The organism is Streptomyces sp. NPDC006339 (assembly GCF_040612775.1).
GTDB lineage: Bacteria > Actinomycetota > Actinomycetes > Streptomycetales > Streptomycetaceae > Streptomyces.
This window is the reverse complement of record NZ_JBEXQW010000008.1, coordinates 194,216-218,425: the sequence shown is the minus strand read 5'-3', so window position 1 is coordinate 218,425 and position 24,210 is coordinate 194,216. Positions and strand designations below refer to the sequence as shown.

Annotated in this window: 18 protein-coding genes and 3 tRNA genes; 13 read left to right on the top strand and 8 right to left on the bottom strand. The window is 73.5% G+C overall.

Annotated features, from left to right (window positions below; translation table 11 throughout):
• The 3 genes from ABZ135_RS09345 to ABZ135_RS09335 form a co-directional block, all read left to right on the top strand.
• Positions 1–528, top strand: a 528-nt coding sequence (locus ABZ135_RS09345; protein WP_356693467.1) for an ATP-binding cassette domain-containing protein, incomplete at its 5' end; no start/stop codon positions are given.
• Positions 529–570: 42 nt separating this feature from the next.
• Positions 571–891: a divalent-cation tolerance protein CutA gene (gene cutA / locus ABZ135_RS09340; RefSeq protein ID WP_356693465.1), complete on the top strand. Its 321-nt coding sequence runs from the start codon at positions 571–573 to the stop codon at positions 889–891.
• Positions 888–1,331, top strand: coding sequence for a gamma-glutamylcyclotransferase family protein (locus tag ABZ135_RS09335; RefSeq protein ID WP_356693463.1), 444 nt, complete (start codon positions 888–890; stop codon positions 1,329–1,331). Before cutA ends, ABZ135_RS09335 begins: the two co-directional genes overlap by 4 nt.
• On the opposite strand, the gene ABZ135_RS09330 is transcribed toward ABZ135_RS09335, so the two are convergent.
• From ABZ135_RS09330 to ABZ135_RS09320, 3 genes are all read right to left on the bottom strand, one after another.
• Positions 1,297–3,399 carry a molybdopterin oxidoreductase family protein gene (locus ABZ135_RS09330; RefSeq protein ID WP_356693461.1) on the bottom strand — a complete coding sequence of 701 codons (2,103 nt, stop codon included), beginning with the start codon at positions 3,397–3,399 and terminating at the stop codon, positions 1,297–1,299. The genes ABZ135_RS09335 and ABZ135_RS09330 overlap by 35 nt on opposite strands.
• A 72-nt stretch (positions 3,400–3,471) precedes the next feature.
• Positions 3,472–4,185: an ElyC/SanA/YdcF family protein gene (locus ABZ135_RS09325; protein WP_356693459.1), complete on the bottom strand. Its 714-nt coding sequence runs from the start codon at positions 4,183–4,185 to the stop codon at positions 3,472–3,474.
• A gap of 41 nt (positions 4,186–4,226) precedes the next feature.
• A complete protein-coding gene (locus ABZ135_RS09320; protein ID WP_356693457.1) occupies positions 4,227–4,952 on the bottom strand; it encodes an aquaporin in 726 nt (241 codons plus the stop codon).
• 75 nt (positions 4,953–5,027) lie between these two features.
• Here ABZ135_RS09320 and ABZ135_RS09315 point away from each other — a divergent pair, with 75 nt between their 5' ends.
• From ABZ135_RS09315 to ABZ135_RS09285, 7 genes are all read left to right on the top strand, one after another.
• Positions 5,028–5,735, top strand: coding sequence for a hypothetical protein (locus ABZ135_RS09315; protein WP_356693455.1), 708 nt, complete (start codon positions 5,028–5,030; stop codon positions 5,733–5,735).
• Between the two features lie 385 nt (positions 5,736–6,120).
• Positions 6,121–7,059 (top strand): sirohydrochlorin chelatase, encoded by a 939-nt coding sequence (locus ABZ135_RS09310; protein ID WP_356693453.1) that lies wholly within the window; start codon positions 6,121–6,123, stop codon positions 7,057–7,059.
• 99 nt (positions 7,060–7,158) lie between these two features.
• A complete protein-coding gene (locus ABZ135_RS09305) occupies positions 7,159–10,797 on the top strand; it encodes an NB-ARC domain-containing protein (RefSeq protein WP_356693451.1) in 3,639 nt (1,212 codons plus the stop codon).
• A 59-nt stretch (positions 10,798–10,856) separates the two neighbouring features.
• Positions 10,857–12,206, top strand: a complete 1,350-nt coding sequence (locus ABZ135_RS09300) for a deoxyguanosinetriphosphate triphosphohydrolase (protein ID WP_356693449.1) — start codon at positions 10,857–10,859, stop codon at positions 12,204–12,206.
• Between the two features lie 160 nt (positions 12,207–12,366).
• Positions 12,367–13,629, top strand: coding sequence for an FAD-dependent oxidoreductase (locus ABZ135_RS09295; RefSeq protein WP_356693447.1), 1,263 nt, complete (start codon positions 12,367–12,369; stop codon positions 13,627–13,629).
• 66 nt (positions 13,630–13,695) lie between these two features.
• Positions 13,696–15,585, top strand: coding sequence for a DNA primase (dnaG, locus tag ABZ135_RS09290; RefSeq protein ID WP_356693445.1), 1,890 nt, complete (start codon positions 13,696–13,698; stop codon positions 15,583–15,585).
• 179 nt (positions 15,586–15,764) lie between these two features.
• Positions 15,765–16,826, top strand: coding sequence for an RNA polymerase sigma factor (locus ABZ135_RS09285; protein WP_356693443.1), 1,062 nt, complete (start codon positions 15,765–15,767; stop codon positions 16,824–16,826).
• On the opposite strand, the gene ABZ135_RS09280 is transcribed toward ABZ135_RS09285, so the two are convergent.
• The 5 genes from ABZ135_RS09280 to ABZ135_RS09260 form a co-directional block, all read right to left on the bottom strand.
• Entirely contained in the window at positions 16,823–18,022 is a 1,200-nt protein-coding gene (locus ABZ135_RS09280) for a TerD family protein (protein WP_356693441.1), read from the bottom strand. The genes ABZ135_RS09285 and ABZ135_RS09280 overlap by 4 nt on opposite strands.
• A gap of 33 nt (positions 18,023–18,055) precedes the next feature.
• On the bottom strand, positions 18,056–19,981 hold the full coding sequence (locus ABZ135_RS09275) for an ABC transporter ATP-binding protein (protein WP_356693439.1): 1,926 nt from the start codon (positions 19,979–19,981) through the stop codon (positions 18,056–18,058).
• On the bottom strand, positions 19,981–21,714 hold the full coding sequence (locus ABZ135_RS09270) for an ABC transporter ATP-binding protein (RefSeq protein ID WP_356693437.1): 1,734 nt from the start codon (positions 21,712–21,714) through the stop codon (positions 19,981–19,983). Before ABZ135_RS09270 ends, ABZ135_RS09275 begins: the two co-directional genes overlap by 1 nt.
• Positions 21,715–21,811: 97 nt before the next feature.
• Complete coding sequence (locus ABZ135_RS09265) at positions 21,812–23,248, bottom strand: FGGY family carbohydrate kinase (RefSeq protein WP_356693435.1); 1,437 nt, start codon at positions 23,246–23,248, stop codon at positions 21,812–21,814.
• Positions 23,249–23,317: 69 nt separating this feature from the next.
• The gene (locus ABZ135_RS09260) at positions 23,318–23,602 is read right to left on the bottom strand and encodes a YtxH domain-containing protein (RefSeq protein WP_352080637.1); all 285 of its coding nucleotides are present in this window, start codon (positions 23,600–23,602) and stop codon (positions 23,318–23,320) included.
• A 135-nt stretch (positions 23,603–23,737) separates the two neighbouring features.
• Between ABZ135_RS09260 and ABZ135_RS09255 the strand changes: the two genes are divergently transcribed.
• The 3 genes from ABZ135_RS09255 to ABZ135_RS09245 all read left to right on the top strand — a co-directional run bounded on the left by ABZ135_RS09255 (position 23,738) and on the right by ABZ135_RS09245 (position 24,130).
• Positions 23,738–23,810 (top strand) — tRNA-Asn (locus ABZ135_RS09255).
• Between the two features lie 5 nt (positions 23,811–23,815).
• A tRNA-Asn gene (locus tag ABZ135_RS09250) sits at positions 23,816–23,888 on the top strand.
• A gap of 165 nt (positions 23,889–24,053) precedes the next feature.
• Positions 24,054–24,130 (top strand) — tRNA-Ile (locus ABZ135_RS09245).
• The last annotated feature ends 80 nt before the right edge of the window (positions 24,131–24,210 follow it).

Genomic DNA, 24,210 nt, shown 5'->3' with positions numbered 1-24,210 from the left:
TCCCGCGAGGACCTGCGCTCCGGCATCGGCATGGTCCTCCAGGACACCTGGCTCTTCGGCGGCACCATCGCCGACAACATCGCCTACGGCGCCACCCGCGAGGTGACCCGGGCGGAGATCGAGGAGGCCGCGAAGGCCGCCCACGCCGACCGCTTCATCCGCACCCTCCCCGACGGCTACGACACCCTCCTCGACGAGGAAGGCGGCGGCCTCAGCGCCGGCGAGCGCCAACTCCTCACCCTGGCCCGCGCCTTCCTCTCCGAGCCCGCCGTCCTCGTCCTCGACGAGGCGACGAGCTCCGTCGACACCCGCACCGAGGTCCTCATCCAGAAGGCCATGGCCCGCCTCGCCCACGGCCGTACGTCGTTCGTCATCGCCCACCGGCTCTCCACCATCCGGGACGCCGACGTCATCCCGGTGATGGAGAACGGCACGATCGCCGAACAGGGCACCCACGAGGAACTCCTCGCCACCGACGGCGCCTACGCCCGGCTGCACGCGGCCCAGTTCGCCCAAGGGGCGGCGTAGCAACGGCGCCCCCCGCCCCCCGCCCTGTCGTACCGTGGGCGGATGATCCTCACCGTCCTCACCACCACCGACGCCCGCGCCAAGGCCGAGGCCCTGGCGCGCGGGGCCGTCGAGGCGCGGGTCGCCGCGTGTGCGCAGATCTCGGGGCCGGTCACGTCCGTCTATCACTGGGACGGGAAGGTCGAGACCGCCGAGGAGTGGCAGGTGGTGTTCAAGACCACCGAGGCCCGTTACCCCGCCCTGGAGACCCATCTCCTCGCCGCCCACGACTACGACACCCCCGAGATCGTCGCGACGCCGGCGGTCCGGGTGAGCGCGGACTACGCGGCCTGGGTCGAGCGGGAGACCACGCCGGTCCCATGACGACCACCCGCGAGCTGCCGTTCTTCGTGTACGGGACGCTGCGCCCCGGCGCGTACAACCACGACCGTTACCTCCTCGGCCGCACCGCCGCCGAGGAGGACGCGGTGCTGCCCGGGGCGGTCCTCCACGAGGGCCCCGGGTATCCGTACGTCGTCCCCGGCGAGGGCCGGGTCACCGGCGCGCTGCTGACGGCCGCGCCCGGCGCGTACGGCGAACTGCTCGACGTACTCGACCGGATGGAGCTGCCCGCCGGCTACGAGCGCAGCGCGCGGGACGTGCTGCGGCTGCGGGACGGGGCGGCCGTGCGCGCCTGGGTGTACGAGGCGGCGCCGGGCGTGCGGCCCGGGCCGGTCATCGCGAGCGGCGACTGGTTCGACTTCAGCCGCTCCGGCCGCTCCGGCCGCTTCAACCGCGTTCCAGACGGACCGCGCACACCTTGAACTCCGGCATCCGGGAGACCGGGTCGAGCGCCGGGTTGGTCAGCGTGTTGGCCCGGCCCTCGCCCGGCCAGTGGAAGGGCATGAAGACCGTGTCCGGGCGGATCGCGGTCGTGATCCGGGCGGGTGCCACCGCCTTGCCGCGCCGCGAGAACACGGCGACCGGCTGCCCCTCCTCCACCCCGATCCGCTCCGCGAGCCGCGGGTGGAGCTCCACGAACGCGCCCGGCGCGGCCGCGTTGAGCTCGTCGACCCGCCGGGTCTGGGCGCCCGACTGGTACTGGGACACGACCCGCCCGGTCGTCAGGACCACCGGGTAGGCGTCGTCGGTCTCCTCGGCCGCCGCCCGGTGCACGACGGGCACGAACCGGGCCCGCCCGTCGGCGGTGGCGAAGCGGTCCAGGAAGAGGCGCGGGGTGCCCGCGTGCTCCGGCTCGCCCGGCCCGGTCTCGGGGCAGGGCCAGAACACGCCCTGCTCCTCCTCGATCCGGCGGTAGCTGATCCCCGCGTAGTCCGCCGGACCGCCCGCCGAGGCGCGCCGCAGCTCCTCGAAGACCTCCTCCGGGTCGGTCGGGAAGCCCTTCTCCCAGTCGAGCAGGGCCGCGAGCCCGTGCAGCACCTCCAGGTCGCTGCGGACCCCCGGCGGCGGGGTGAGCGCCCGGCGGCGCAGCAGCACCCTGCCCTCCAGGTTGGTGGTGGTGCCGGTCTCCTCGGCCCACTGGGTCACCGGCAGGACGACGTCGGCGAGTGCGGCGGTCTCGGACAGCACGACATCGGCGACGGCCAGGAAGTCCAGGGAGCGGATCCGCTCCTCGACGTGGGCGGCGCGCGGCGCGGAGACCACCGGGTTGGAGCCCATGAGGAGGAGGGCCTTCACGTCGCCGCCGAGGGCGTCGAGCAGTTCGTACGCGCTGCGCCCCGGCCCCGGCAGCGTATCGGGGTCGACCCCCCACACCCCGGCGACGTGTGCCCGCGCGGCCGGGTCGTCGAGCTTGCGGTAGCCGGGCAGTTGGTCCGCCTTCTGGCCGTGCTCGCGGCCGCCCTGCCCGTTGCCCTGGCCGGTGAGGCAGCCGTAGCCGCTGTAGGGGCGGCCGGCCCGGCCGGTGGCCAGGCACAGGTTGATCCAGGCGCCGACGGTGTCGGTGCCCTTGGACTGCTGCTCGGGGCCGCGCGCGGTCAGCACCATGCCACTGCCGGCCTCGCAGAACATCCGTACCGCCTCGCGCAGGTGCGGCACGGCGACGCCGGTGATCCGCTCCACGTGCTCGGGCCAGTGGGACATCGCCCCGGCGCGGGCGGCCGCCCAGCCGTCGGTGCGCTCGGCGACGAACTCCTCGTCGACCCGGCCCTCGGCGACGACGAGGTGCAGCATGCCGAGGGCGAGCGCCAGGTCGGTGCCGGGGCGGGGGGCGAGGTGGAGGTCGGCGTGCTCGGCGGTGCGGGTGCGGCGCGGGTCGACGACGATCAGCTTGCCGCCGTTCTCCTTCAGCTCGGTGAGATAGCGCAGCGCGGGCGGCATGGTCTCGGCGAGGTTGGAGCCGACGAGGATCACGCAGCCGGTCTTCGGGATGTCCTCCAGGGGGAAGGGCAGCCCCCGGTCGAGGCCGAAGGCGCGCTGGTGGGCGGCCGCGGCGGAGGACATGCAGAAGCGGCCGTTGTAGTCGATCTGCGAGGTGCCGAGCACCAGCCGGGCGAACTTGCCCAGGGTGTACGCCTTCTCGTTGGTCAGGCCGCCGCCGCCGAAGACCCCCACGGCATCGGCACCGTGGTCGGCGCGGGTCCGACGCAGCCCGTCGGCGACGGCGGCGAGTGCCTCCTCCCAGGTGGTGGGCTTCAGCGCCCCCGTGTCGGGGCAGCGGACCAGGGGCTCGGTGAGCCTGACCCGGGAGGAGAGCACGGCGGGGGCGGTGCGGCCCTTGCCGCACAGCGCGCCCCGGTTGACGGGGAAGTCAGGGCGGTCGACCACCTCGGCGGGCGGCTCCGGTGCGGGACCGGTGGCGGGACGAAGGTTCATCCCGCACTGGAGGGCGCAGTAGGGGCAGTGCGTGGGGACGGTGGTGACCTCTGACATGACCCGAGGATGCGACGGCCGTGTTACGGGCGGGGTCGCGCCGCATTACAAGCGCGATGCTCTGCGCTCAGGTCAGGGGGCGTCGGGAGGTGAGGCCAGGGCCTTCGCCACGCCGTCCTCGCGCGCGCCGAGGAACCGCGGGTCGGGCCGCAGGGCCGCGTCAAGGGCGGCCTTCCCGGCGGCGGCGAGCTCGCGGGTGGTGCCGTAGTACCAGGTGGCGTCGTGGGGTTCGCGGACCCCGACGCCGTACGACTCCACGCCCGCCGCCCCGCACAGCGCGACGGCCCGCTCGATGTGGAAGTCCTGGGTGACGAGGACGGCCCGGTCCACGCCGAAGATCTTCTTGGCGCGGACGCAGGAGTCCCAGGTGTCGAAACCGGCGTAGTCGCTGACGACCCGGTCGTCCGGCACGCCCCGGTCGGCCAGATAGCGGCGCATGGCGCTGGGCTCGTCGTACGCGGTGCGGCTGTTGTCGCCGGTGACGAGGAGGACCTTCACCTTGCCGGTGCGGTAGAGCTCGGCGGCGGTGTCGAGCCGGTGCGCGAGGTACGGGGTGGGGCGGCCCTTCCACAGCCCGGCGCCGAAGACGACGGCGACGTCCTCGGCCGGCACGTCGGCGGTGGTGCGCAGCCGGTCCTGGGCGGTGACGTGCATCCAGGTGGCCGGGGTGAGGGCGAGCACGGCGCCGAGCATGACGGCCTGGACGGCGCGGCGGCGGCCCCGGGTGGTGCGCGGGAGCCGGGGCCGGGAGAGCCGGGGCAGGCGGGGCAGGCGGACGCCGCGCATGCGGGAACCTCCGGGGTGCGGTTCGGCGGTGGAGTGGTCTGTCACACCGTCCGACGCGCGTCGGCGGCGTTCGGTTCGGCGGCGGCCCGCTCTGTTCCGTAGAGCACACCGGCCAGGCCCATGCCGATCAGCATGCCGAGCACCTGCGCGGCGGCGAAGGCGGGGACGGAGCCGGGCGCGATGCCGGTGAAGGAGTCGGAGAAGACGCGGCCGACGGTGGCGGCCGGGTTGGCGAAGGAGCCGGAGGAGGTGAACCAGATCGCCGCGCCGATGTAGCCGGCGACGGCGACCGGGGCGAGGGAGGGGCGGCCGACCCGGCGCAGGCCCTGGACGACGAGGACCAGGCCGGCGGTGGCGACGGCCTCGCCGAGCAGGAGGTGCGGCTGCGCGCGGTGTTCGGTGGCGAGGACGGCGCCGGGGGAGCGGCCGAACATGGCCTCGGCGAGCAGGGCGCCCGCGACGGCGCCGGCGAGCTGGGCGCCGATGTAGGCGAGGGCGTCGCGGCCGCCGCTCCGGGGGTGCCGGGACCACCACTCGGAGAGGGTGACGACGGGGTTGAAGTGGGCGCCGGAGAGCGGGCCGATCAGGGCGATGAGCAGGCCGAGGCCGATGGCGGAGGCGGCGGCGTTGGCGAGCAGCCGGACGCCGATGTCCTGGCTGAGGGAGTCGGCGCGGATGCCGGATCCGACGATGACGGCGACGAGGGCGGCGGTGCCGGTGAACTCGGCGAGGGCACGCCGGGGGAGCGACGCGGGGGACATTCTCATAGCGGAAAAGATATTCCGTGATTCGGAACGAAAAAAGAGGGGAGGGAAGGGGTGACCTCTCCGTAGGATCCGCGGGTGATCACTGATGCCGCCCTGCTCCGGGACGCCGCCGTCCGCAACAACGCCGACTGGTGCGAGACCATGTGCCGCGCCCACGGGCTCCCCGGCGCCTTCGGGCCCCGCGCCTGGACCAATCCGCGCCGCACCCCGCTCTACTACCCGGACGCCGTGACCCTGTCCGAGGACGCCGAGGCCGGCGACGTCCTGGCCGGCATCGACCGCACCGCCCCCGGCGCCTCCGTCAAGGACAGCCACGCCCGCCTCGACCTCGCCGCCGAGGGCTTCCGGCTGCTCTTCGAGGCCCAGTGGATCGCCCGCGCCCCGGGCCTGCCGGCCCCGCCGGCCCCCACCGGTGCGCGCCCTGTCCGCACCCCCGCCGAACTCGCCGCCTGGGCCCTCGCCTGGAGCGGCGGCGACGCCGACGAGGCATCCCTCTTCCGCCCCGAGCTCCTCGCCGACCCGGCCACCACGATCCTCGCCTGCCACGCCCCCGACGGCCGGGTCCTCGCCGGCGCGGTCCTCACCGACAGCGCGGGCGTCACCGGCGTCTCCAACCTCTTCGCCACTGGCGACGTCCCCCTCTCCTCCGCCTGGTCCGCCGCCCTCACCACCGCCGCCCCCGACCGCCCGGTCGTCGGCTACGAGTCGGGCGACGACCTGGCCGCGGCCTTGGCGGAGGGCTTCGAGCCGGTGGGCCCGCTCAGGATCTGGCTGGACGCGTAGGCGCGCGCCGCGCGGGGGCGGGCGGGCCCGGCCCCAGGGCCCGGCCCCAGGGCCTGGCCCGAGGGCCCGGGCCCGGGCGCAGGCCCGGAACCGCCGGCCGCCGGCTCGGGCCCTGTGGCTGGGCCCTTGCCGCTCGCGTCCGTCGGCGCGCCGGCGTGAGCGGCGTCCGATCCCCGGCTCCCGGCTCCGGACCGCGAGGCCACGACCGCCGGTGCGTCGGGCCGAGCGGACCCGGGCTCCCGGGACACGGCACCTGGGACCGCACCCGGTCGCACCGGCGGCGCCGCGCGGCGCCGCGCGGCGGCGCGAGGGCGGTGAGGGTGGTGGCAAACACCCGTGACCCGCGCGAAACGGCCAGGCAACGTGCCCCCGGCAGGATCGGCGCATGACGACGCAGGAGCCGGACCCCACGTGCGACAGCAGCGCCGCCGAGCTGCTCGGCAGGATCGTGAGCCGCGCCCAGAACCGGCTGCGCCGGCCGTATCCGCCGGCCGCCGCCGGCGGGAAGAGGGGCGACAGCACGCCCACGCCGGCCGGGGCCGGGGAGAACCCGCCGACGGACCCCCTCGCCCCCACCCTCATAGCCGTCGGCCACGGCAGCCGCGATCCCCGGGCCGCCGCCACCCTGCAGGGGCTCCTCGCGCGGGTGCGGGAGCTGCGGCCGGGACTCGACGTGCGGCTCGCGCACATCGAGCTGAACGCGCCGCTGCTCGGCGACACCCTCGCGGAGCTCGCCCGGGGCGACGCCGGCAGCGCCGTCCTCGTACCGCTGCTGTTCGCCCGCGGCTATCACGTGAAGCACGACCTGCCCGCCGCGGCCGCCGCCGCCCCCGCCGTACGGGCCCGGATCGCCGCCCCCCTCGGCCCGCACCCGCTGCTCGTCGAGGCCCTCGCCGACCGGCTCGCCGAGGCCGGCTGGACCCCCGAGGACGGCACCTCGCCCGCCACCGGCGTGGTCCTCGCCTCGGCCGGATCCCGCGACCCCGACTCCGCCGCCGACATCCGGCGGATCGCCGCCGGACTCCGCGAACGCCTCGGCGGCGTGCCCGTCGTCCCCGCCTACGCCTCCGCCGCCGCGCCCACCGTCCCCGACGCCGTCCGCGCCCTCGCCGCCCGCGGCCGCCACCGCGTCGCCGTGGCCTCCTGCTTCACCGCCCCCGGCCTCTTCGCCACCCGCGCCGCCGCCCACGCGCCCTGGATCGCCGCCGACCCCCTCGGCGCCCACCCGGCCCTCGCCCGGCTGATCCTGCGCCGCTACGACCAGGCCCTGACCGGCACCGCCGCCCCGTCCACCCCGCCCCGGGAGCTCGCCGGCAGCCGGTGAGCCCGGCCACGTCCGGCCGAAACCCCCTACCCGCCCGCCAACCCCCGGCTATCGTCGGCCCGTTGGTGCCATGGGGGCAGCAGGGACGGGAGGCGGGGCATGCGCGGTGCCGTCCGGGGCGCGTCGCTCGCCGGAACCGCGGCCGCCGTGGCCGTACTCGCCTCGCTCGCGGCCAACGCGGCCACGTCCGACGACCGTTGGCCCGGCGCGCTCGACCGGATCCGGCAACAGCCCTGGTGGTGGGTGGCCGGACTCGCCGCCCTCGGCGTCCTCGTCGCCGTCGTCGTCGCCTGGCGCCAGGAACGCGGCGCCGCGGTGGCCGGCGACCCGCCCCCGCCGGCCCCCCAGGCCGTCCCGGACTGGGTGGTCGACCGCGGCGAACGGGCCCGTACGGTCAAGGCGGTGTGCCGCGCCGGCCGCACCCGCCGCTCCCGACGCGGCCGTCCCGTCACCGCCGCCCGCCCCCTGGAGGCCCCCCGCCGCTTCGGCCGCCTCCGCCGGGCCCGGACCCGGTCCGGCCACGGCAGCCGTACGGTCGCCCTCACCACCTCCCTCGAAGGCGCCGGCGGCTTCGGCAAGACCGTCCTCGCCCACGCCGTCGCCGCGAGCCCGCGCGTCCGCAGGTACTTCCGCGGCCGCGTCTACACCGTCACCATCGGCCGGGACGTCCGCGGCCGGGCGGCGATCGCCGCGAAGGTCGCCGAAGCCACCCGCTTCCTCACCGGCGACACCACCGCCTTCGACGACCCGGGCCTCGCCGGCGACCACCTCGGCCGGCTCCTCGACCTCCGGCCCAGGACCCTGCTGATCCTCGACGACGTCTGGGACGCCGAACAGCTCGAACCGTTCCTGCGCGCCGGCGAGCGCTGCGTACGCCTCGTCACCACCCGCGTCCCCGGCGCCCTGCCGCGCGGCACCGAACGGGTCCGCGTCGACGAGATGTCCCCCGACCAGGCCCGCGCCGTCCTCACCTGGGAACTGCCCGAACTCCCCGAGACCCTCGTCCGGGACCTCCTGGAGGCCACCGGCCGCTGGGCCCTCCTGCTGCGCCTCACCAACCGGCTGATCACCCGCCGGATCGCCACCGGCACCGTTCCGGAGGAAGCGGCGGCCGAGGCCCTGCGCGATCTCGTCGCCAACGGCCCCGCCGTCGTCGACGCCGACCCGGCCGCGCTCGACCTGGACGACCCGGTCCGCCGCGCCCGGGCCGTACGGGCCACGGTCGAGGCGGCCCGGACCCTCCTCCCGCCCGGCGGCGGCCGGCGCCTCGCCGAGCTGGCCGTCTTCGCCGAGGACGAGTCCGTCCCCGTACCGCTGATCGCCCGCCTGTGGGAGGCCACCGGCGGCCTCACCGAGCAGGCGACCCGCTCACTGTGCGGCGAGCTCGACCGGCTGTCCCTGGTGTCGCTCACGGCCGAGCACGGCGGCCGGATCACGATGCACGACGTGCTCCGCGACTATCTGCTCAAGGAGTGGGACGAGGCGGACGTGACGGCCCTGCACGGCACGCTCGTCGACGCCATGGGTGCCCCGTGGGAGCCCGCCCCGACATTCCAGGGATACGTCCTCGACCACGCGATCGAGCACCTGCTCGCGGCCGGAAGAACGGACGACGCCGAGCGCGTCGCGAGCGACCTGCGCTGGATCGAGACCCGGCTGCACCAGCGGGGCCCCATGGCGCCCTGGGCGGACTTGGCCGCCGTCCCGACGCGTACGGCGGCCGAACGGGCCGATGACCTCACCCGCACCGCCCACCTCCTCACCCCCACCGACCCGCCCGAGCTCCTGACGAACGTCCTGCACAGTCGCTTGGAGTCGCTCCCGCTGTGGTGTGACCGGGTCACGCAACGCCGGGCCGGTTCCGTGCCCCGGCCCCACCTGCGCAATCGGCGCACGCCACCGGATCTCCCCGATCCGGCCCTGATCCGCACCTTCCTCGGCCACACCGGACCCGTGCGGTCGGTGGCGGTCTCGCCCGACGGCTCACTGGTCACCATCGGCGCCGACGGCATGGCCCGCGGACTCGACCCGAACAGCGGCGGCCGGCTCACCGTGGACGTCCGCGGCCCGGACCGCTTCCGTGCCCTCGCGATCTCCCCGGACGGTACAAGGCTCGCGACGGGCGGCTCGGGCCGTACGGTCCACCTGTGGTCCCTGGACCGGGCCACCCTCCCGACAAAGGCCATCGGACCGGTCGGGGACCGCGGAGCGTCGGTGCGTGCCCTGGCGTTCTCGGGGGCGCAAGAGGGGGGCCGGGTCGTGACCGTCGCCACCGACGGCGACCTGGACGTCTGGGACGCCGTCACGGGGGAGCACATCGCCGGAATGACGGGGTGGTCGGCCACGGACTACACCTGTGTGGCGCTGTACCCGAACGGTCGGTGGCTGGCCGTCGGCGGCCGCTGGGGCGTCACCGTGATGTCCACGGAGCTCACCCGCGAAGAACTTTGTGAGGCCGACTCCTACCCGGTGAACGCCGTCGCCGTCGCTCCGGACGGCAGGTGGGTGGTCTCCGCCGGAACGGACGGTGTGCTCAGGATCTGGGAGGAGACGACGCGCAGCAGCAGAGATCGGATCACCGCACACAGCGGCTCGGCCACCGCGGTCGCGATCTCTCCGGACGGCAGACGGCTGGTCAGCGGCGGCGAGAACGGCAGCGTGGCGCTCTGGGACCGGGAAACAGCGGCCTGCCTGGCCCGCTACAACGGTCACCGGGGCCCCGTCCACGCGGTCGCGTTCACCCCCGACGGCGAACGTCTGATCAGCACCGGTGAGGACGGCACGGTACGGATATGGCAGCAGCACGGGGAAGATCCCGCGCTTCCCGGAGCGAGCGACAGCGAGGGGATGCGAGCGGTCACGGTCGTCGGCGACGGCAGGCGGCTGTTGGTCGCCTACCACGACGGAACGACGAGGCTCTTCGAGTGGCGGGCGGACGACCGGGCCGTGCCACAGGCGTCGTACCAAGTGCCGATATGGGCGCCGGTCGCCTTCTCTCCGGACGGCGCGTGGTACGCCGTTGGCGACACGGTGAACAGGGCGGTGAAGGTCCACGGCCGGGTGTCAGGGACCGCGCCCGACTGGTTCCGGCTGAGCGGCTCCGCGCGTGCGGTCGCGCTGGCGGTCGCCCCCGACGGCACGTGGCTCGCCGTCGCCGACTCGGCGGGCGAGGTCTACCTGTGGGACCTGGCGACGGGGAGCCGGACCGTCACCTTGCCGGCCTCGCCGGGCGGCATCGGCCGCGTCGACACCGTGCTCATCGCTCCGGACGCCACCTGGCTCGCCGTGCTGAGGCGCGGGCGGGCCTCTGATCGCACCGAGGACGAGTCCTGGGCGCAGGTGTCCCTCCTCGCGTCCGGCGCCCCCGTCACCCATGACCTCCCTCATGACGGGACGGTCAACACCCTCGCCATCACCCCCGACGGCACCCGCCTCCTCACCGCCTCCGCGACCGGCACCGTCACCCTCTGGGACCCCTACACCGGCACCCTCCTCTCCTCCTTCACCGACCCCGACGGCCCGGTCCAGGACCTCGCCGTCTCGCCCGACGGTCGCTGGATCGCCACCGCCGGCACCATGCTCCGCGTCTGGGAGGCCGCCGCCGGCCGGACCGTCGCCGGTGTCCGGGCCGAGACGCCGCTGGCCTCGTGCGCCTGGCTGCCCGACGGACGCGGGCTCGTCGCGGTCGGCGAACGCGGCCTGTACTCCTACGAGTTCGTCCACGGGATCCGGCCCTGATCCCGCAACACCCACGCGTCCCGGTCCCGTTTGTCCGTCCCGCCCGTTACCTTCGGTGCATGGAAGGCATCACGGAACCCACGACCACAGGCAACGGCACAGGCAACGGCACCGACACCCCCGGCCACAACACCCCCGGCTACGACGCCGCCGCCACCGAACGCTGGGCCGCCGAGCCCGACAAACGGCCCGGACGGACCGCCTTCCAGCGCGACCGGGCGCGCGTCCTGCACTCCGCCGCGCTGCGCAGACTCGCCGGCAAGACCCAGGTCGTCACCCCCGGCACCCGCAGCCACGCCTGGGACGCCAGCCCCCGCACCCGGCTCACCCACTCCCTCGAATGCGCGCAGGTCGGCCGCGAGCTCGGCGCCGCCCTCGGCTGCGACCCCGACCTGGTCGAGGCGGCCTGCCTCGCCCACGACATGGGGCACCCGCCGTTCGGGCACAACGGGGAGCAGGCCCTCAACGACGTCGCCAAGGACTGCGGCGGCTTCGAGGGCAACGCCCAGTCGCTGCGGCTGCTCACCCGCATCGAGCCCAAGCGGTTCATCGCCGACCCGGCCACCGGCGACCCGCTGAGCGTCGGCCTCAACCTCACCCGCGCCACCCTCGACGCCGCCACCAAGTACCCGTGGACCCGCGGCGGCCACCCCACCGACCCCGGTTCGAACAAGTTCGGTGTCTACGAGGACGACCTGCCCGTCTTCGCCTGGATCCGCGAGGGCGCCCCCGCGCACCGCAAGTGCTTCGAGGCCCAGGTCATGGACTGGTCCGACGACGTGGCCTACTCGGTGCACGACTTCGAGGACGGCCTGCACGCCGGGCACATCGACCCCAACATGCTGCTCGCCGAGCCCGAGCGCGCCGACATCTGGGCCGTCGCCCTCGGCCGCTACGTACCGGAGGACACCGACCCGCAGGAGCTCGCCGAGGCCCTCGACCGGCTCCTCGACCAGGAGTGGTGGCCGCACGGCTACGACGGCTCGGCCGTCGCCCAGGCCCGGCTCAAGGACGCCACCAGCCAGCTCATCGGCCGCTTCTGCCTCGCCGCCGAGGGCGCCACCCGCCGGGCGTACGGATCGGGCCGCCTCACCCGCTACGGGGCCGAGCTCGTCGTCCCCCGCGAGACCCGCAACGAGTGCGCGGTCCTCAAGGCCGTCGCCGACCGGTACGTGATGCAGCGGGCCGAGCAGGAAGCCCTCCGCGCCGACCAGCGCATCGTCCTCGCCGAGCTGGTCGAGGCACTGGCCGCCCGCGCCCCCGACGGCCTCGAACCCCAGTTCCGCGCCCTGTTCGTCAGCGCCCCCGACGACCGTTCCCGCAAGCGGGTGATCGTCGACCAGATCGCCTCCCTCACCGACGCCTCCGCCCGCACCCTCCACGCCCGCCTCCGCACCCCGCACACGTAGGGGGCACCCCCCGGCCCGTTCGCCCTCTTTCGTCATCCCGGCCCGTGCGGGACCCTCGCATGCACGTCCCGAGGCGGCCCGAGGCGTCCCGAGGCGGTGCGGCTCGGGCCCGGGCCGGGGGCGTAGCGTAGAGAACCGGTCGCAACGAGGAGGAATCAACGTGGTCGACGCAGATCAGACCTTTGTCATCGTCGGCGGTGGCCTGGCCGGGGCCAAGGCGGCGGAGACGCTGCGCGCCGAGGGGTTCAACGGCCGGGTGATCCTCATCGGCGACGAACGCGACCACCCCTACGAGCGCCCACCCCTGTCCAAGGGCTACCTCCTCGGCAAGGACGAGCGGGACTCCGTCTTCGTCCACGAGCCCGCCTGGTACGCGCAGCACGACGTCGAGCTCCACCTCGGCCAGCCCGTGACCGCCGTCGACCGCGAGGCCCGCACGGTCCGCCTCGGCGACGGCACCGTCATCCGCTACGACAAGCTGCTCCTCGCCACCGGCGCCGAGCCCCGCCGCCTCGACATCCCCGGCACCGGACTCGCCGGCGTGCACCACCTGCGCCGGCTCGCCCACTCCGAGCGGCTGCGCGACGAGCTCAAGGCCCTCGGCCGCGACAACGGCCACCTGGTGATCGCCGGCGCCGGCTGGATCGGCCTGGAGGTCGCCGCCGCGGCCCGTACGTACGGCGCCGAGGTCACCGTCGTCGAATCCGCGCCCACCCCGCTCCACCAGGTCCTCGGCCCCGAACTCGGCCAGCTCTTCGCCGACCTGCACACCGAGCACGGCGTCCGCTTCCACTTCGGCGCCCGGCTCACCGAGATCACCGGACAGGACGGCATCGTCCTCGCCGCCCGCACCGACGACGGCGAGGAGCACCCGGCCCACGCCGTCCTCGTCGCCATCGGCGCCGCCCCGCGCACCGCCCTCGCCGAGAACGCCGGCCTCGCCCTCGCCGCCCGCGCCGACGGCGGCGGCATCGCCGTCGACGACGCGCTGCGCACCTCCGACCCCGACATCTTCGCCGCGGGCGACGTCGCCGCCGCCCAGCACCCCTTCCTGCACCAGCGCATCCGCGTCGAGCACTGGGCCAACGCCCTGAACAGCGGACCGGTCGCCGCCCGCGCGATGCTGGGACAGCCCGTCTCCTACGACCGGACCCCCTACTTCTTCTCCGACCAGTACGACCTCGGCATGGAGTACTCGGGCTGGGCGCCGCCCGGCTCGTACGACGAGGTCGTGCTGCGCGGCGACGCCGGCAAGCGGGAGTTCATCGCCTTCTGGCTCAGCGAGGGCCGGGTCCTCGCCGGCATGAACGTGAATGTGTGGGACGTCACAGACGCCGTCCAGCGGCTCATCCGCTCCCGGCAGGTCGTGGACCGGGACGCCCTGGCGGACCCGTCCGTCCCGCTGGAGAGCCTCGTCGAGTAGCCGGGGAGGCGCCGTCCGCCCCCGCGCGGCACCGGGGAGCGACCCCCGCCCCCGTAGAATCGACGCGTGGCAGGCAGGATCAACGATGACGACGTGAAGGCGGTCCGGGACGCGGTCCCGATCGACGCCGTCGTGTCCGAGTACCTCCAGCTCCGCAACGCAGGCGGCGGGAACCTCAAGGGCCTGTGCCCCTTCCACGACGAGAAGTCGCCCTCCTTCCAGGTCAGCCCCAGCAAGGGCCTCTTCCACTGCTTCGGCTGCCAGGAGGGCGGCGACACCATCGCCTTCGTGATGAAGATCGACCACCTCTCCTTCTCGGAGACGGTCGAACGCCTCGCCGCCAAGGCGGGCATCACCCTGCGCTACGAGGAGGGCGGCTACAACCCCGGCCACCAGCGCGGCGAGCGCACCCGCCTGGTCGAGGCCCACCAGGTCGCCGCCCAGTACTACGCCGAGCAACTCGGCTCCCCCGAGGCCGAGATCGGACGGAAGTTCCTCGCCGAGCGCGGCTTCGACCAGGCCGCCGCCGAGCACTTCGGCGTCGGCTACTCCCCGGCCGGCTGGGACCATCTCACCCGCTACCTGCGCGGCAAGGGCTTCACCGACCGCGAGCTGATCCTCTCCGGCCTCTCCCAGGACGGCCGCCGGGGCCCCATCGACCGCTTCCGCGGCCGGCTGATGTGGCCCATCAAGGACGTCGGCGGCGACGTCGTCGGCTTCGGCGCCCGCAAGCTCCGCGACGACGACAACGGGCCCAAGTACCTCAACACGCCCGAGACGCCGATCTACAAGAAGTCCCAGGTCCTCTACGGCATCGACCTGGCCAAGAAGGACATCGCCAAGGTCAGCCGCGCCGTCGTCGTCGAGGGCTACACCGACGTCATGGCCTGCCACCTCGCCGGCGTCACCACCGCCATCGCCACCTGCGGCACCGCCTTCGGCGGCGACCACATCAAGATCCTGCGCCGCCTCCTCATGGACAACGGCTCGGCCCGGGTGATCTTCACCTTCGACGGCGACGCCGCCGGCCAGAAGGCCGCGCTGCGCGCCTTCGAGGACGACCAGAAGTTCGCCGCCGAGACCTACATCGCCATCGCCCCCGACGGCATGGACCCCTGCGAGCTCCGCCTCGCCAAGGGCGACGAGGCCGTCGCCGACCTCGTCCAGCCCCGCACCCCGCTCTTCGAGTTCGCCCTGCGCCAGATCGTCAGCCGCTACGACCTGGAGATCCCCTCCGGCCGCGCCGCCGCCCTCGACGAGGCCGCCCCGATCGTCGCCCGCATCAAGAACGTCGCCTCCCAGCACGAGGTCGCCGTCCAGCTCGCCGGCATGCTCGGCATCCTCGACACCCAGTTCGTGGTCCGCCGGGTCGCCCAGATCGCCCGCTGGCAGCGCCAGGGCGGCGCCAAGGGCCCGGAGCAGGCCGCACCGCGCCGCCGCGGCTACGAGATCCAGGCGCCCACCGCGCCCGCCGGACCCGCGCTCAACCTGCGCAGCCCCGCCCACCGCACCGAGCGCGAGCTCCTCAAGCTCGCCCTCCAGCGCCCCGAACTGGTCTCCCCGGCCTTCGACGCGTACGGGGTCGACGAGTTCACCGCCCCGCCCTACGCGGCCGTCCGCCAGTGCATCCAGGACGCGGGCGGCGCCACCGGCGCCCCCGCCGACTACCTCGACGCGGTCCGCGAGGCCGCGCCCGACGACACCGTCCGCGCCCTCGTCACCGAACTCGCCGTCGAGGCGATCTTCGCCAAGACCGTCGACGAGGCGTACGCGGGCGACCAGCTCGTCACCGTCCGGCTGCGCGCCGTCGACCGCCGCATCCGCGACGTCCAGGGCACCCTGGCCCGCCTCGGCGCCCACGCCGACCCGGAGCGGCTCGCGGCCGTGCAGAACGAGCTGTGGGTGCTCACCCAGTACGGCCAGTCGCTGCGCAACCACGGCGCCGCCGCGCTCTGATCCCGGTCCGGGCCGCCGGCCCGGGCCGAGCCACGCTCGGTCACGTACCGGACTCAAAAAGTCACCGCACGCCCCTCGTGGCGGCGATGTGTCGTACCCCACACTGGGACACGGTGCCGTCCCGCTGCCCCTACGCCCCCCGAACCGGCAGCGATCACCCGCCCTGGAGGTCGCCCCCCGTGCAGACCCAGACCCAGACCCTGTCCGTCTCCCAGGAACCGTCCCCCGTGGAGCTCTCCCCGGTCGAGCTCGGGGCCGCCGAGGAAGACCCCGAGGTGCCCGAGATCCCGCCCCAGCGCCGACGGGCGGCCGCCGACCTCGGCGGCAACGGGCCCTCGTCCGACCTGTTCCGCCAGTACCTGCGCGAGATAGGCCGCGTCCCGCTGCTCACCGCCGAGGAGGAGGTCGAGCTCGCGCGGCGCGTCGAGGCCGGGCTCTTCGCCGAGGAGAAACTCGCCAACACCCCCGATCTGGACTCCCGTTTGGCGCACGACCTGGACCGGCTCGTGGTCCTCGGACGGATCGCCAAACGCCGGCTCATCGAGGCGAACCTGCGGCTCGTCGTCTCCGTCGCCAAGCGGTACGTGGGCCGCGGCCTCACCATGCTCGACCTGGTCCAAGAGGGCAACCTCGGCCTCATCAGAGCCGTGGAGAAGTTCGACTACGCGCGCGGCTACAAGTTCTCGACGTACGCGACCTGGTGGATCCGCCAGGCCATGTCCCGGGCCCTCGCCGACCAGGCCCGGACCATCCGCGTCCCCGTGCACGTCGTCGAGCTCATCAACCGCGTCATCCGCGTCCAGCGCCGGATGCTCCAGGAACGCGGCTACGAACCCACCGCCGAAGAGGTCGCCGCCCATCTCGACCTGCCGCCCGAACGGGTCGGCGAGGTGCTGCGGCTCGCCCAGGAACCGGTCTCCCTGCACGCCCCCGTCGGCGAGGAGGAGGACGTCGCCCTCGGCGACCTCATCGAGGACGGCGACGCCACCTCCCCCGTCGAGTCCGCCGCCTTCCTGCTGCTGCGCGAACACCTGGAGGCCGTGCTCTCCACCCTCGGGGAACGCGAACGCAAGGTCGTCCAGCTCCGCTACGGCCTCGACGACGGCCGGCCCCGCACCCTGGAGGAGATCGGACAGCTCTTCGGCGTGACACGCGAACGCATCCGCCAGATCGAGTCCAAGACCCTCGCCAAACTGCGGGACCACGCCTACGCGGACCAGTTGCGCGGCTATCTGGACTAGAGCCCCGTTTCGCGGACGGTGAGGGTCCACGGGCCGTCCGCGTGGTAGTCCACCACCACCGGGCCGTCCATGATCGGAACGGTCCGCCGCAGCGCCCCGGAGTCGCTGAGCAGATGGGCCGGATCGAGCCGCATCCGGTAGTGGCCGGCGACCTCGTGGGCGCGGACGCCGACGTAGCCGCCGTTGTGGCCGGGACCGCCCTGGAAGTCGACTCGCAGGTCGACGCCCTTGCCCGGATGGATGAGGAGCTCGGAGCCGTAACCGTGCAGGACCCCCTCCAGTCGGCGGGCGGCGGCGATCGGCTTCACCCGCAGGATCCACCGGTTCTCGGCGACGACCCGGAACCGCAGCGGCCTGCCCTTCGGCGCGTGGACGGCCCGGCTGCCCCGGAAGTCGGGCAGCGAACCGGTGAAGACGTACTCCTCGTCCTTGTTGCGCTCGTCGAGCGGACAGAGGGCGACGTACCCCTCGCCCTCGTGGGCGACCTCGACGAGGACCGGCCCGGGCGGCGGTCCCGGGGCGACGGTCACCACCTGGCTGCCGTGCCCCTCGGCCGTGAACGGCTCGAAGACCGGCCCGAACTCCCAGCCCTCCACGAGCCGGTACGGCCGCTCCGGCGGCGGGAAGAGCCCCGGCACGTACGCGCCCTCCTCGGGCGGCGCCTGACCCGGCATCTTCACCACGCCGGACAGCGGCACCGGCCCCGCGAGGACCGAGGGCCGGTCGGCGTCGGCCACCTCGATCCCGTACTCCGTGACGAGCCCCGCGAGCCCCGAGCCGTACCCCTGCCCCAAGCCGTCGAACTTCCAGCCGCCCGCCTCCCGGAAGAAGACGCCGAAAGCGACCGCGTACACGCCCGGCTCCTCCGCCACCGTGTACGCGACGACCTCTGTCCCGTCCGGCGCGACGGCCCTCAGAGCGGGCATCGACGCGAAACCGGCCTGCCGGGTCCAGGCGGCGATCACGATCCGCTCGAGCGCCGGCTCGACCTCGTTCAGATCCAGAACGAGCCCGGACGGGCCGAGCAGGACGGCACCCGACGGATGCGCCGGCTGACCGTGGAAGACGAGATCCGCGTCTCCCCGGACCCGGCCGGAGGCGCCGAGGAGCAGAGCTGCCGGCTCCGCGCCGCCCGTGTCGAGGCGCAGCGTGACCGACGGCACCCAGTGGCCGGTGACCTTCGCTATGCGATCCATGCCGCACATCCTGCGGCATGGATCACCCCTCCGTCAGTCGACCTCCACCACCGCCTGCGCGAACTGCGCCGCGTACAGCCGGGCGTACGCCCCGCCGGAGGCCAACAGCTCCTCATGCGTGCCCTGTTCGACGATCGAGCCGTTCTCCATCACCAGGATGACGTCGGCGTCCCGGATGGTGGAGAGCCGGTGGGCGATGACGAACGACGTACGGCCGTGGGCGAGGCGGGCCATGGCCTTCTGGATGAGGACCTCGGTGCGGGTGTCGACGGAGCTGGTCGCCTCGTCGAGCACCAGGATCACCGGGTCGGACAGGAACGCCCGCGCGATGGTGATCAGTTGCTTCTCGCCCGCGCTGACGCCCGAACCCTCGTCGTCGAGGAGGGTGTCGTAGCCGTCGGGGAGGGTGCGGATGAAGCGGTCGGCGTGGGCGGCCCTGGCGGCCTCCTCGATCTCCGCCCGGGTCACCTCGCGCGTGGCGCCGTAGGCGATGTTGTCGGCGATGGTGCCGCCGAAGAGCCAGGTGTCCTGGAGGACCATGCCGATGCCGGAGCGCAGGTCCTCGCGGGACATCTTCGCGATGTCGACGCCGTCGAGGGTGATCCGGCCTCCGGTCACCTCGTAGAACCGCATCAGCAGATTGACCAGGGTGGTCTTCCCGGCCCCGGTCGGGCCGACGATCGCGACCGTCTGACCCGGCTCCACCGCGAGCGACAGGTCCTCGATCAACGGCTTGTCCGCCTCGTAACGGAAGGACACCCGCTCCAGCGCGACCCGCCCCTTCAGCTCCCGCGGCCGCTCGCTCACCGGCGCGTCCGGCTCCTGCTCCTCCGCGTCGAGCAGCTCGAAGATCCGCTCGGCGGACGCGACACCCGACTGCACCAGGTTCGCCATCGACGCGACCTGCGTCAACGGCATCGAGAACTGCCGCGAGTACTGGATGAACGCCTGCACGTCACCGATCGACAGACTGCCGGTCGCCACCCGCAGACCACCCACCACGGCCACCAGGACGTAGTTGATGTTCGAGACGAAGAACATCACCGGCTGCATCACACCGCTGTTGAACTGAGCCTTGAACCCGGCCTCGTACAGCGCCTCGTTCTGCTCGTGGAAGTCCTTCGCGGACTCCTCCTGCCGGCCGAACACCTTCACCAGCGCGTGCCCGGTGTACATCTCCTCCACATGGGCGTTGAGCCGGCCCGTGGACTTCCACTGCTGCACGAAGTGCGGCTGCGAGCGCTTGCCGATCCGCGTCGCCACCACCACCGACACCGGCACCGTCACCAGCGCCACCAGCGCGAGCAGCGGCGAGATCCAGAACATCATCGCGAGCACGCCGACGATCGTGAGCAGCGAGTTGATGAGCTGGCCCATCGACTGCTGGAGGGTCTGCCCGATGTTGTCGATGTCGTTGGTCGCCCGGGACAGCACCTCGCCGCGCTTGGCCTTGTCGAAGTACGACAGCGGGAGCCGCGCCAGCTTCGCCTGGACATCCTCGCGCATCCGGTAGATCGTCCGGTTGATCACCTTGATCGACATACGGGTGGAGACCAGCATCAGCAGCCCGGCCAGTACGTAGATCGCCAGCACCAGGCCCAGGACCTCGCCGACCGCCGGGAAGTCGATGCCCTGCCCCGGGGTGAAGTCCACCCCGGACAGCATGTCCGCCATCCCGCCGTCACCCTCGGCGCGCAGCGCCGCCAGCGCCTGCTCCTTCGTGGTGCCCTCGGGCATCTCCCGTCCGACCACACCCGCGAAGACCAGGTCGGTCGCCCGGCCCAGGATCTTCGGCCCGATCACGGAGGCCGCCACCGACAGCACGCCGGCGACCAGCATCACCCACAGCGCGTTCCGCTCCGGCGCCAACTGCTTCAGCAGCCGCTTGCCGGAGCCCTTGAAGTCCATCGACCGCTCACCCGGGCCGCCCCCGGCCATGGGCATACGTGGTCCGGCCATCAGGCTGCCTCCGCCTCGGTCAGTTGGGAGAGCACGATCTCCCGGTACGTCTCGTTCTCCGCCATCAGCTCGTGGTGCCGTCCGGTGCCCACGACCCGGCCCTCGTCGAGGACCACGATCCGGTCGGCGTCCCGGATGGTCGACACCCGCTGGGCGACGATGACCACCGTCGAGTCGGCCGTCTCCTCGGCGAGCGCGGCCCGCAGAGCCGCGTCCGTCGCGTAGTCGAGGGCGGAGAAGGAGTCGTCGAAGAGATAGATCTCCGGCCGCTGCACCAGCGTCCGCGCGATCGCGAGCCGCTGGCGCTGACCGCCGGAGACATTCGTGCCGCCCTGCGCGATCGGGGCGTTCAGACCGCCCTCCAGCTTCGCGACGAAGTCCTTGGCCTGGGCGACCTCCAGGGCGTGCCACAGCTCCTCGTCGGTCGCGTCCGGCTTCCCGTACCGCAGATTGGTCGCGACCGTCCCCGAGAAGAGGTACGGCTTCTGCGGGACGAGCCCGACCGTCCGCGCCATCAGGGCCGGATCGAGGCTCCGTACGTCGACGCCGTCGACCAGGACCTCTCCGCCGGTCACGTCGAACAGCCGGGGCACGAGCCCGAGCAGCGTCGACTTGCCGCTGCCGGTCGAGCCGATGATCGCGGTGGTCTCGCCCGGCCGGGCGACCAGCCCGACGTCCTTGAGGACCGACTCCTCCGCCCCCGGGTACCGGAAGTCCGCGCTCCTGATCTCCAGATGGCCCCGTCGCCGCAGCTCGCGCACCGGCTCGGCCGGCGGCACCACACTGGAGTCGGTCGCCAGGACCTCCTGCACGCGCTCGGCGCACACCTCGGCCCGCGGCACCATCATGAACATGAAGGTGGCCATCATCACGGCCATGACGATCTGCATCAGATAGGCGAGGAAGGCGGTCAGCGCGCCGATCTCCATCCCGCCGCTGTCGATGCGGTGCGCGCCGAACCACACGACGGCGATCGACGACACGTTCACGACCGTCATCACGGTCGGGAACATCAGCGCCATCAGCCGGCCGGTGGCCGTCGACACGTCGGTCAGCTCGGTGTTGGACCCCTTGAACCGCTCGCGCTCGTAGTCGTCCCGCACGAAGGCGCGGATCACCCGGTTGCCGGTGATCTGCTCGCGCAGCACCCGGTTCACCGTGTCCAGGCGCTCCTGCATGGTCCGGAACAGCGGCCGCATCCTGCGCACGATCAGCGAGACGGCGATGCCGAGCACCGGCACCACCGCGATCAGCACCGCCGACAGCGGCACGTCCAGACCGAGCGCCATGACGATGCCGCCGACACACATGATCGGCGCGGAGACCATCAGGGTGAACGCCATCAGGACCAGCATCTGGATCTGCTGCACGTCGTTGGTCGTCCGGGTGATCAGCGACGGCGCGCCGAAGTGCCCGACCTCCCGGGCCGAGAAGGACTGCACCCGGTCGAAGACGGCGGCGCGGACGTCCCGCCCGAGCGCGGCCGCGGTCCGCGCCCCGTAGTGGACCGCCCCGATGTTGCAGGCGACCTGGAGCACGGACACGCCGATCATCACCGCGCCGAACCGCAGGATGTAGCCGGTGTCCCCGTGCACGACACCGTTGTCGATGATGTCGGCGTTCAACGTCGGCAGGTAGAGGGTGGCGCTGGTCTGGAGCAACTGCAGGAGCACCAGCAGGCCGATGGGTCTTCTGTACGGTCGGAGGAAGGTTCGGAGCAGTCTTATGAGCACGGGCTCTACTATCGCCCGCACTCCCGAGACGTGACGACTCGTTTTGTGGCGCGCTGACGAGCCCTGGCGAAGACTTTACGAACCGGGCCCGGGGCCCTCAGGAGCTGAACGCCCCCGGGTGGATCTGCTCCCGGGTCGCGGTGTACTGCTGCCGCACCGCCTGGCCGACGGCCAGCTCCTCGCCCGGCTCGAAGACCTGGGCCGCGGCGCCCTGCCAGGCCGGGGGAGCGGACGGGGAGAGCGTGCCCTGGGAGACCCCGAGCGCCCAGGCGGCCTGCCGGGCGGCGCCGAGCGCCGCGTAGTCGGCCGGCTGGGGGACGACGACCTGCGCGCCGAACAGCATCGGCGCCATGGCCTGCACGGCGGGCAGCCCGGCGGCCGCGCCGAGGAGGAAGACCCGGCGCACCTCGACGCCCCGCCCGCGCAGCACGTCCATGGCGTCGGCGAGCGAGCAGAGCATGCCCTCGAAGGAGGCCCGGGCGAGGTGCTCGGGCTTCATCGACTCGCGGCGCAGCCCGGCGAGGGTGCCGGCGGTGTGCGGCAGCGCCGGGGTCCGCTCGCCCTCCAGGTAGGGCAGCAGGACGAGCCCGGAGGCGCCGGGCGTGGACTTCAGCGCGAGCGCGGAGAGCTCGTCGAGTCCGTCGAGGCCGAGCATCTCCGCGGTCCCGCGCAGCGCCCGTACGGCATTGGAGGTGTGCACGACCGGCAGGTGCATGCCGGCGGCGTCGGCGAAGGCGGTGATCATCCCGTTCGGGTCGGCCGGGACCTCGTGGTGGACGGCCATCACGGAGCCGGAGGCGCCGAGGGAGACGACCGCGTCGCCCGTGCCGAGGCCGAGGCCGAGGGCGGCCGCCATCGTCTCGCCGGTGCCGGCGGAGATCAGCAGCCCTTCCGGGGTGGTGCCGGCGGCCTCGGCGGGCCCGAGGACCTCGGGCAGCACGGCCTGGTGGCCGAGCGCCAGTTCCACCAGATCGGGGCGGTAGGCGCCGCTGCGCGCGGACCAGTAGCCGGTGGCGGAGGCGGCGCCGCGGTCGGTGGTGCGCCGCGCGGGCCGGCCGAGCAGTTGCCAGACCAGCCAGTCGTGCGGCTGGAGGACCATGGCGACCCGCTGGGCGTGCTCGGGCTCGCTGCGGGCGAGCCAGCGCAGCTTGGCGACGGGCAGCCCGGACTGCGGCACGGTGCCGACGGCGTCGGCCCATGCCTGCCGCCCGCCGAGGGCCTCGACGAGATCGGCCGCGGCGACCTGCGCCCGCTTGTCGTTGCCGACCATCGCGGGCCGCACCAGGCCGCCCTGCGCGTCGAGCGGCACGAGACCGTGCCGGGCGGAGACCCCGATGGCCTGCACCCCTTCGAGCAGCCCGCCGGCGGCGGCCTCCCCGAGGGAGAGCAGCCATGCCTGCGGGTCGACGTCGGTGGCCTTGGGATCCACGGGGTGCGGGGCATGGCCCTGCCGCAGTACGGCACCCGTGTCCGTGTCACAGACGACGATGCGTGTGGAGTCCGAAGAGCTGTCCAGGCCGGCGACTATCCCCATGGCACATGATTCTGCCGTATTGCGGGGACCGGCGAGGTCAGGTGCGGGCGGGACCGGGTCCCGGGGGGGTCAGGTGTTGGTGGGACCCCAGTCCTCCTCCTCGTAGGAGGCGACCTGCCCGTCGTGATGGCGCCGCGACCGGATCCGGTGCGCCTGGTCCCCGACGACGTGCATCGCCCGGCCGGCGACCTGCCGCCCGGACTGCGCGGCGGACTCGGCGGCGTTGCGCACCGCGGGGTTCTCTGCGACCTGCTTGGCGGACGTCTTCATCCGCTCGTAGACCTCACGCCCGGCTCGCGTCCCGATGACGAAACCGAGGCCCAGTCCGGCGACGAAGACCAGCTTGTACCGCACGCTGCGATCCTTCCCTGGAGCCCCTGGGGATACCGATTGGCGGAGCACCCCCCTGCTTGCGCTAATGTATGTGTCGCAGCGAGCGACCGCCGCCCGGGAAGGCCCGAGGTGGACCGTTCGGTGCAACCGCAGCAATCCCCTGTAGCTCAATTGGCAGAGCAGCCGGCTGTTAACCGGCAGGTTACTGGTTCGAGTCCAGTCGGGGGAGCGCGATCCCCTGTAGCTCAATTGGCAGAGCATTCGGCTGTTAACCGGAGGGTTGCTGGTTCGAGTCCAGCCGGGGGAGCGAAACGGAAGAGGACCCTTCGGGGTCCTTTTTCGTTTCCCCGGGAACCATGGGCGCGGCCTGGGAGTCTTCTGGATCGAGCATGGCCGACCATCCGGAGCAGGAGATCGTATGAGCGGCTATGCTGCGGCAGACGGCGCGCACACTTGTACGCGCCGTGGTGTCGGGGCGGTAGCTCAGCCGGTTAGAGCAGCGGACTCATAATCCGTCGGCCGTGGGTTCGAGTCCCACCCGCCCCACCAGAGCAGAAACGTCGTGACCAGCGAGAACGCCGGTTTCACGCTAGCACCGGCGAGGTGTGCGCCCCAGGAGCGACACACCG

Excerpts from the sequence above, each read along its gene's own strand:
- cutA (WP_356693465.1), top strand. The coding sequence starts at position 571 with ATGATCCTCACCGTCCTCACCACCACCGACGCCCGCGCCAAGGCCGAG.
- ABZ135_RS09335 (WP_356693463.1), top strand. The coding sequence starts at position 888 with ATGACGACCACCCGCGAGCTGCCGTTCTTCGTGTACGGGACGCTGCGC.
- ABZ135_RS09330 (WP_356693461.1), bottom strand. The coding sequence starts at position 3,399 with ATGTCAGAGGTCACCACCGTCCCCACGCACTGCCCCTACTGCGCCCTC.
- ABZ135_RS09325 (WP_356693459.1), bottom strand. The coding sequence starts at position 4,185 with ATGCGCGGCGTCCGCCTGCCCCGCCTGCCCCGGCTCTCCCGGCCCCGG.
- ABZ135_RS09320 (WP_356693457.1), bottom strand. The coding sequence starts at position 4,952 with ATGAGAATGTCCCCCGCGTCGCTCCCCCGGCGTGCCCTCGCCGAGTTC.
- ABZ135_RS09310 (WP_356693453.1), top strand. The coding sequence starts at position 6,121 with ATGACGACGCAGGAGCCGGACCCCACGTGCGACAGCAGCGCCGCCGAG.
- ABZ135_RS09305 (WP_356693451.1), top strand. The coding sequence starts at position 7,159 with ATGCGCGGTGCCGTCCGGGGCGCGTCGCTCGCCGGAACCGCGGCCGCC.
- ABZ135_RS09300 (WP_356693449.1), top strand. The coding sequence starts at position 10,857 with ATGGAAGGCATCACGGAACCCACGACCACAGGCAACGGCACAGGCAAC.
- ABZ135_RS09280 (WP_356693441.1), bottom strand. The coding sequence starts at position 18,022 with ATGGATCGCATAGCGAAGGTCACCGGCCACTGGGTGCCGTCGGTCACG.
- ABZ135_RS09275 (WP_356693439.1), bottom strand. The coding sequence starts at position 19,981 with ATGGCCGGACCACGTATGCCCATGGCCGGGGGCGGCCCGGGTGAGCGG.
- ABZ135_RS09265 (WP_356693435.1), bottom strand. The coding sequence starts at position 23,248 with ATGGGGATAGTCGCCGGCCTGGACAGCTCTTCGGACTCCACACGCATC.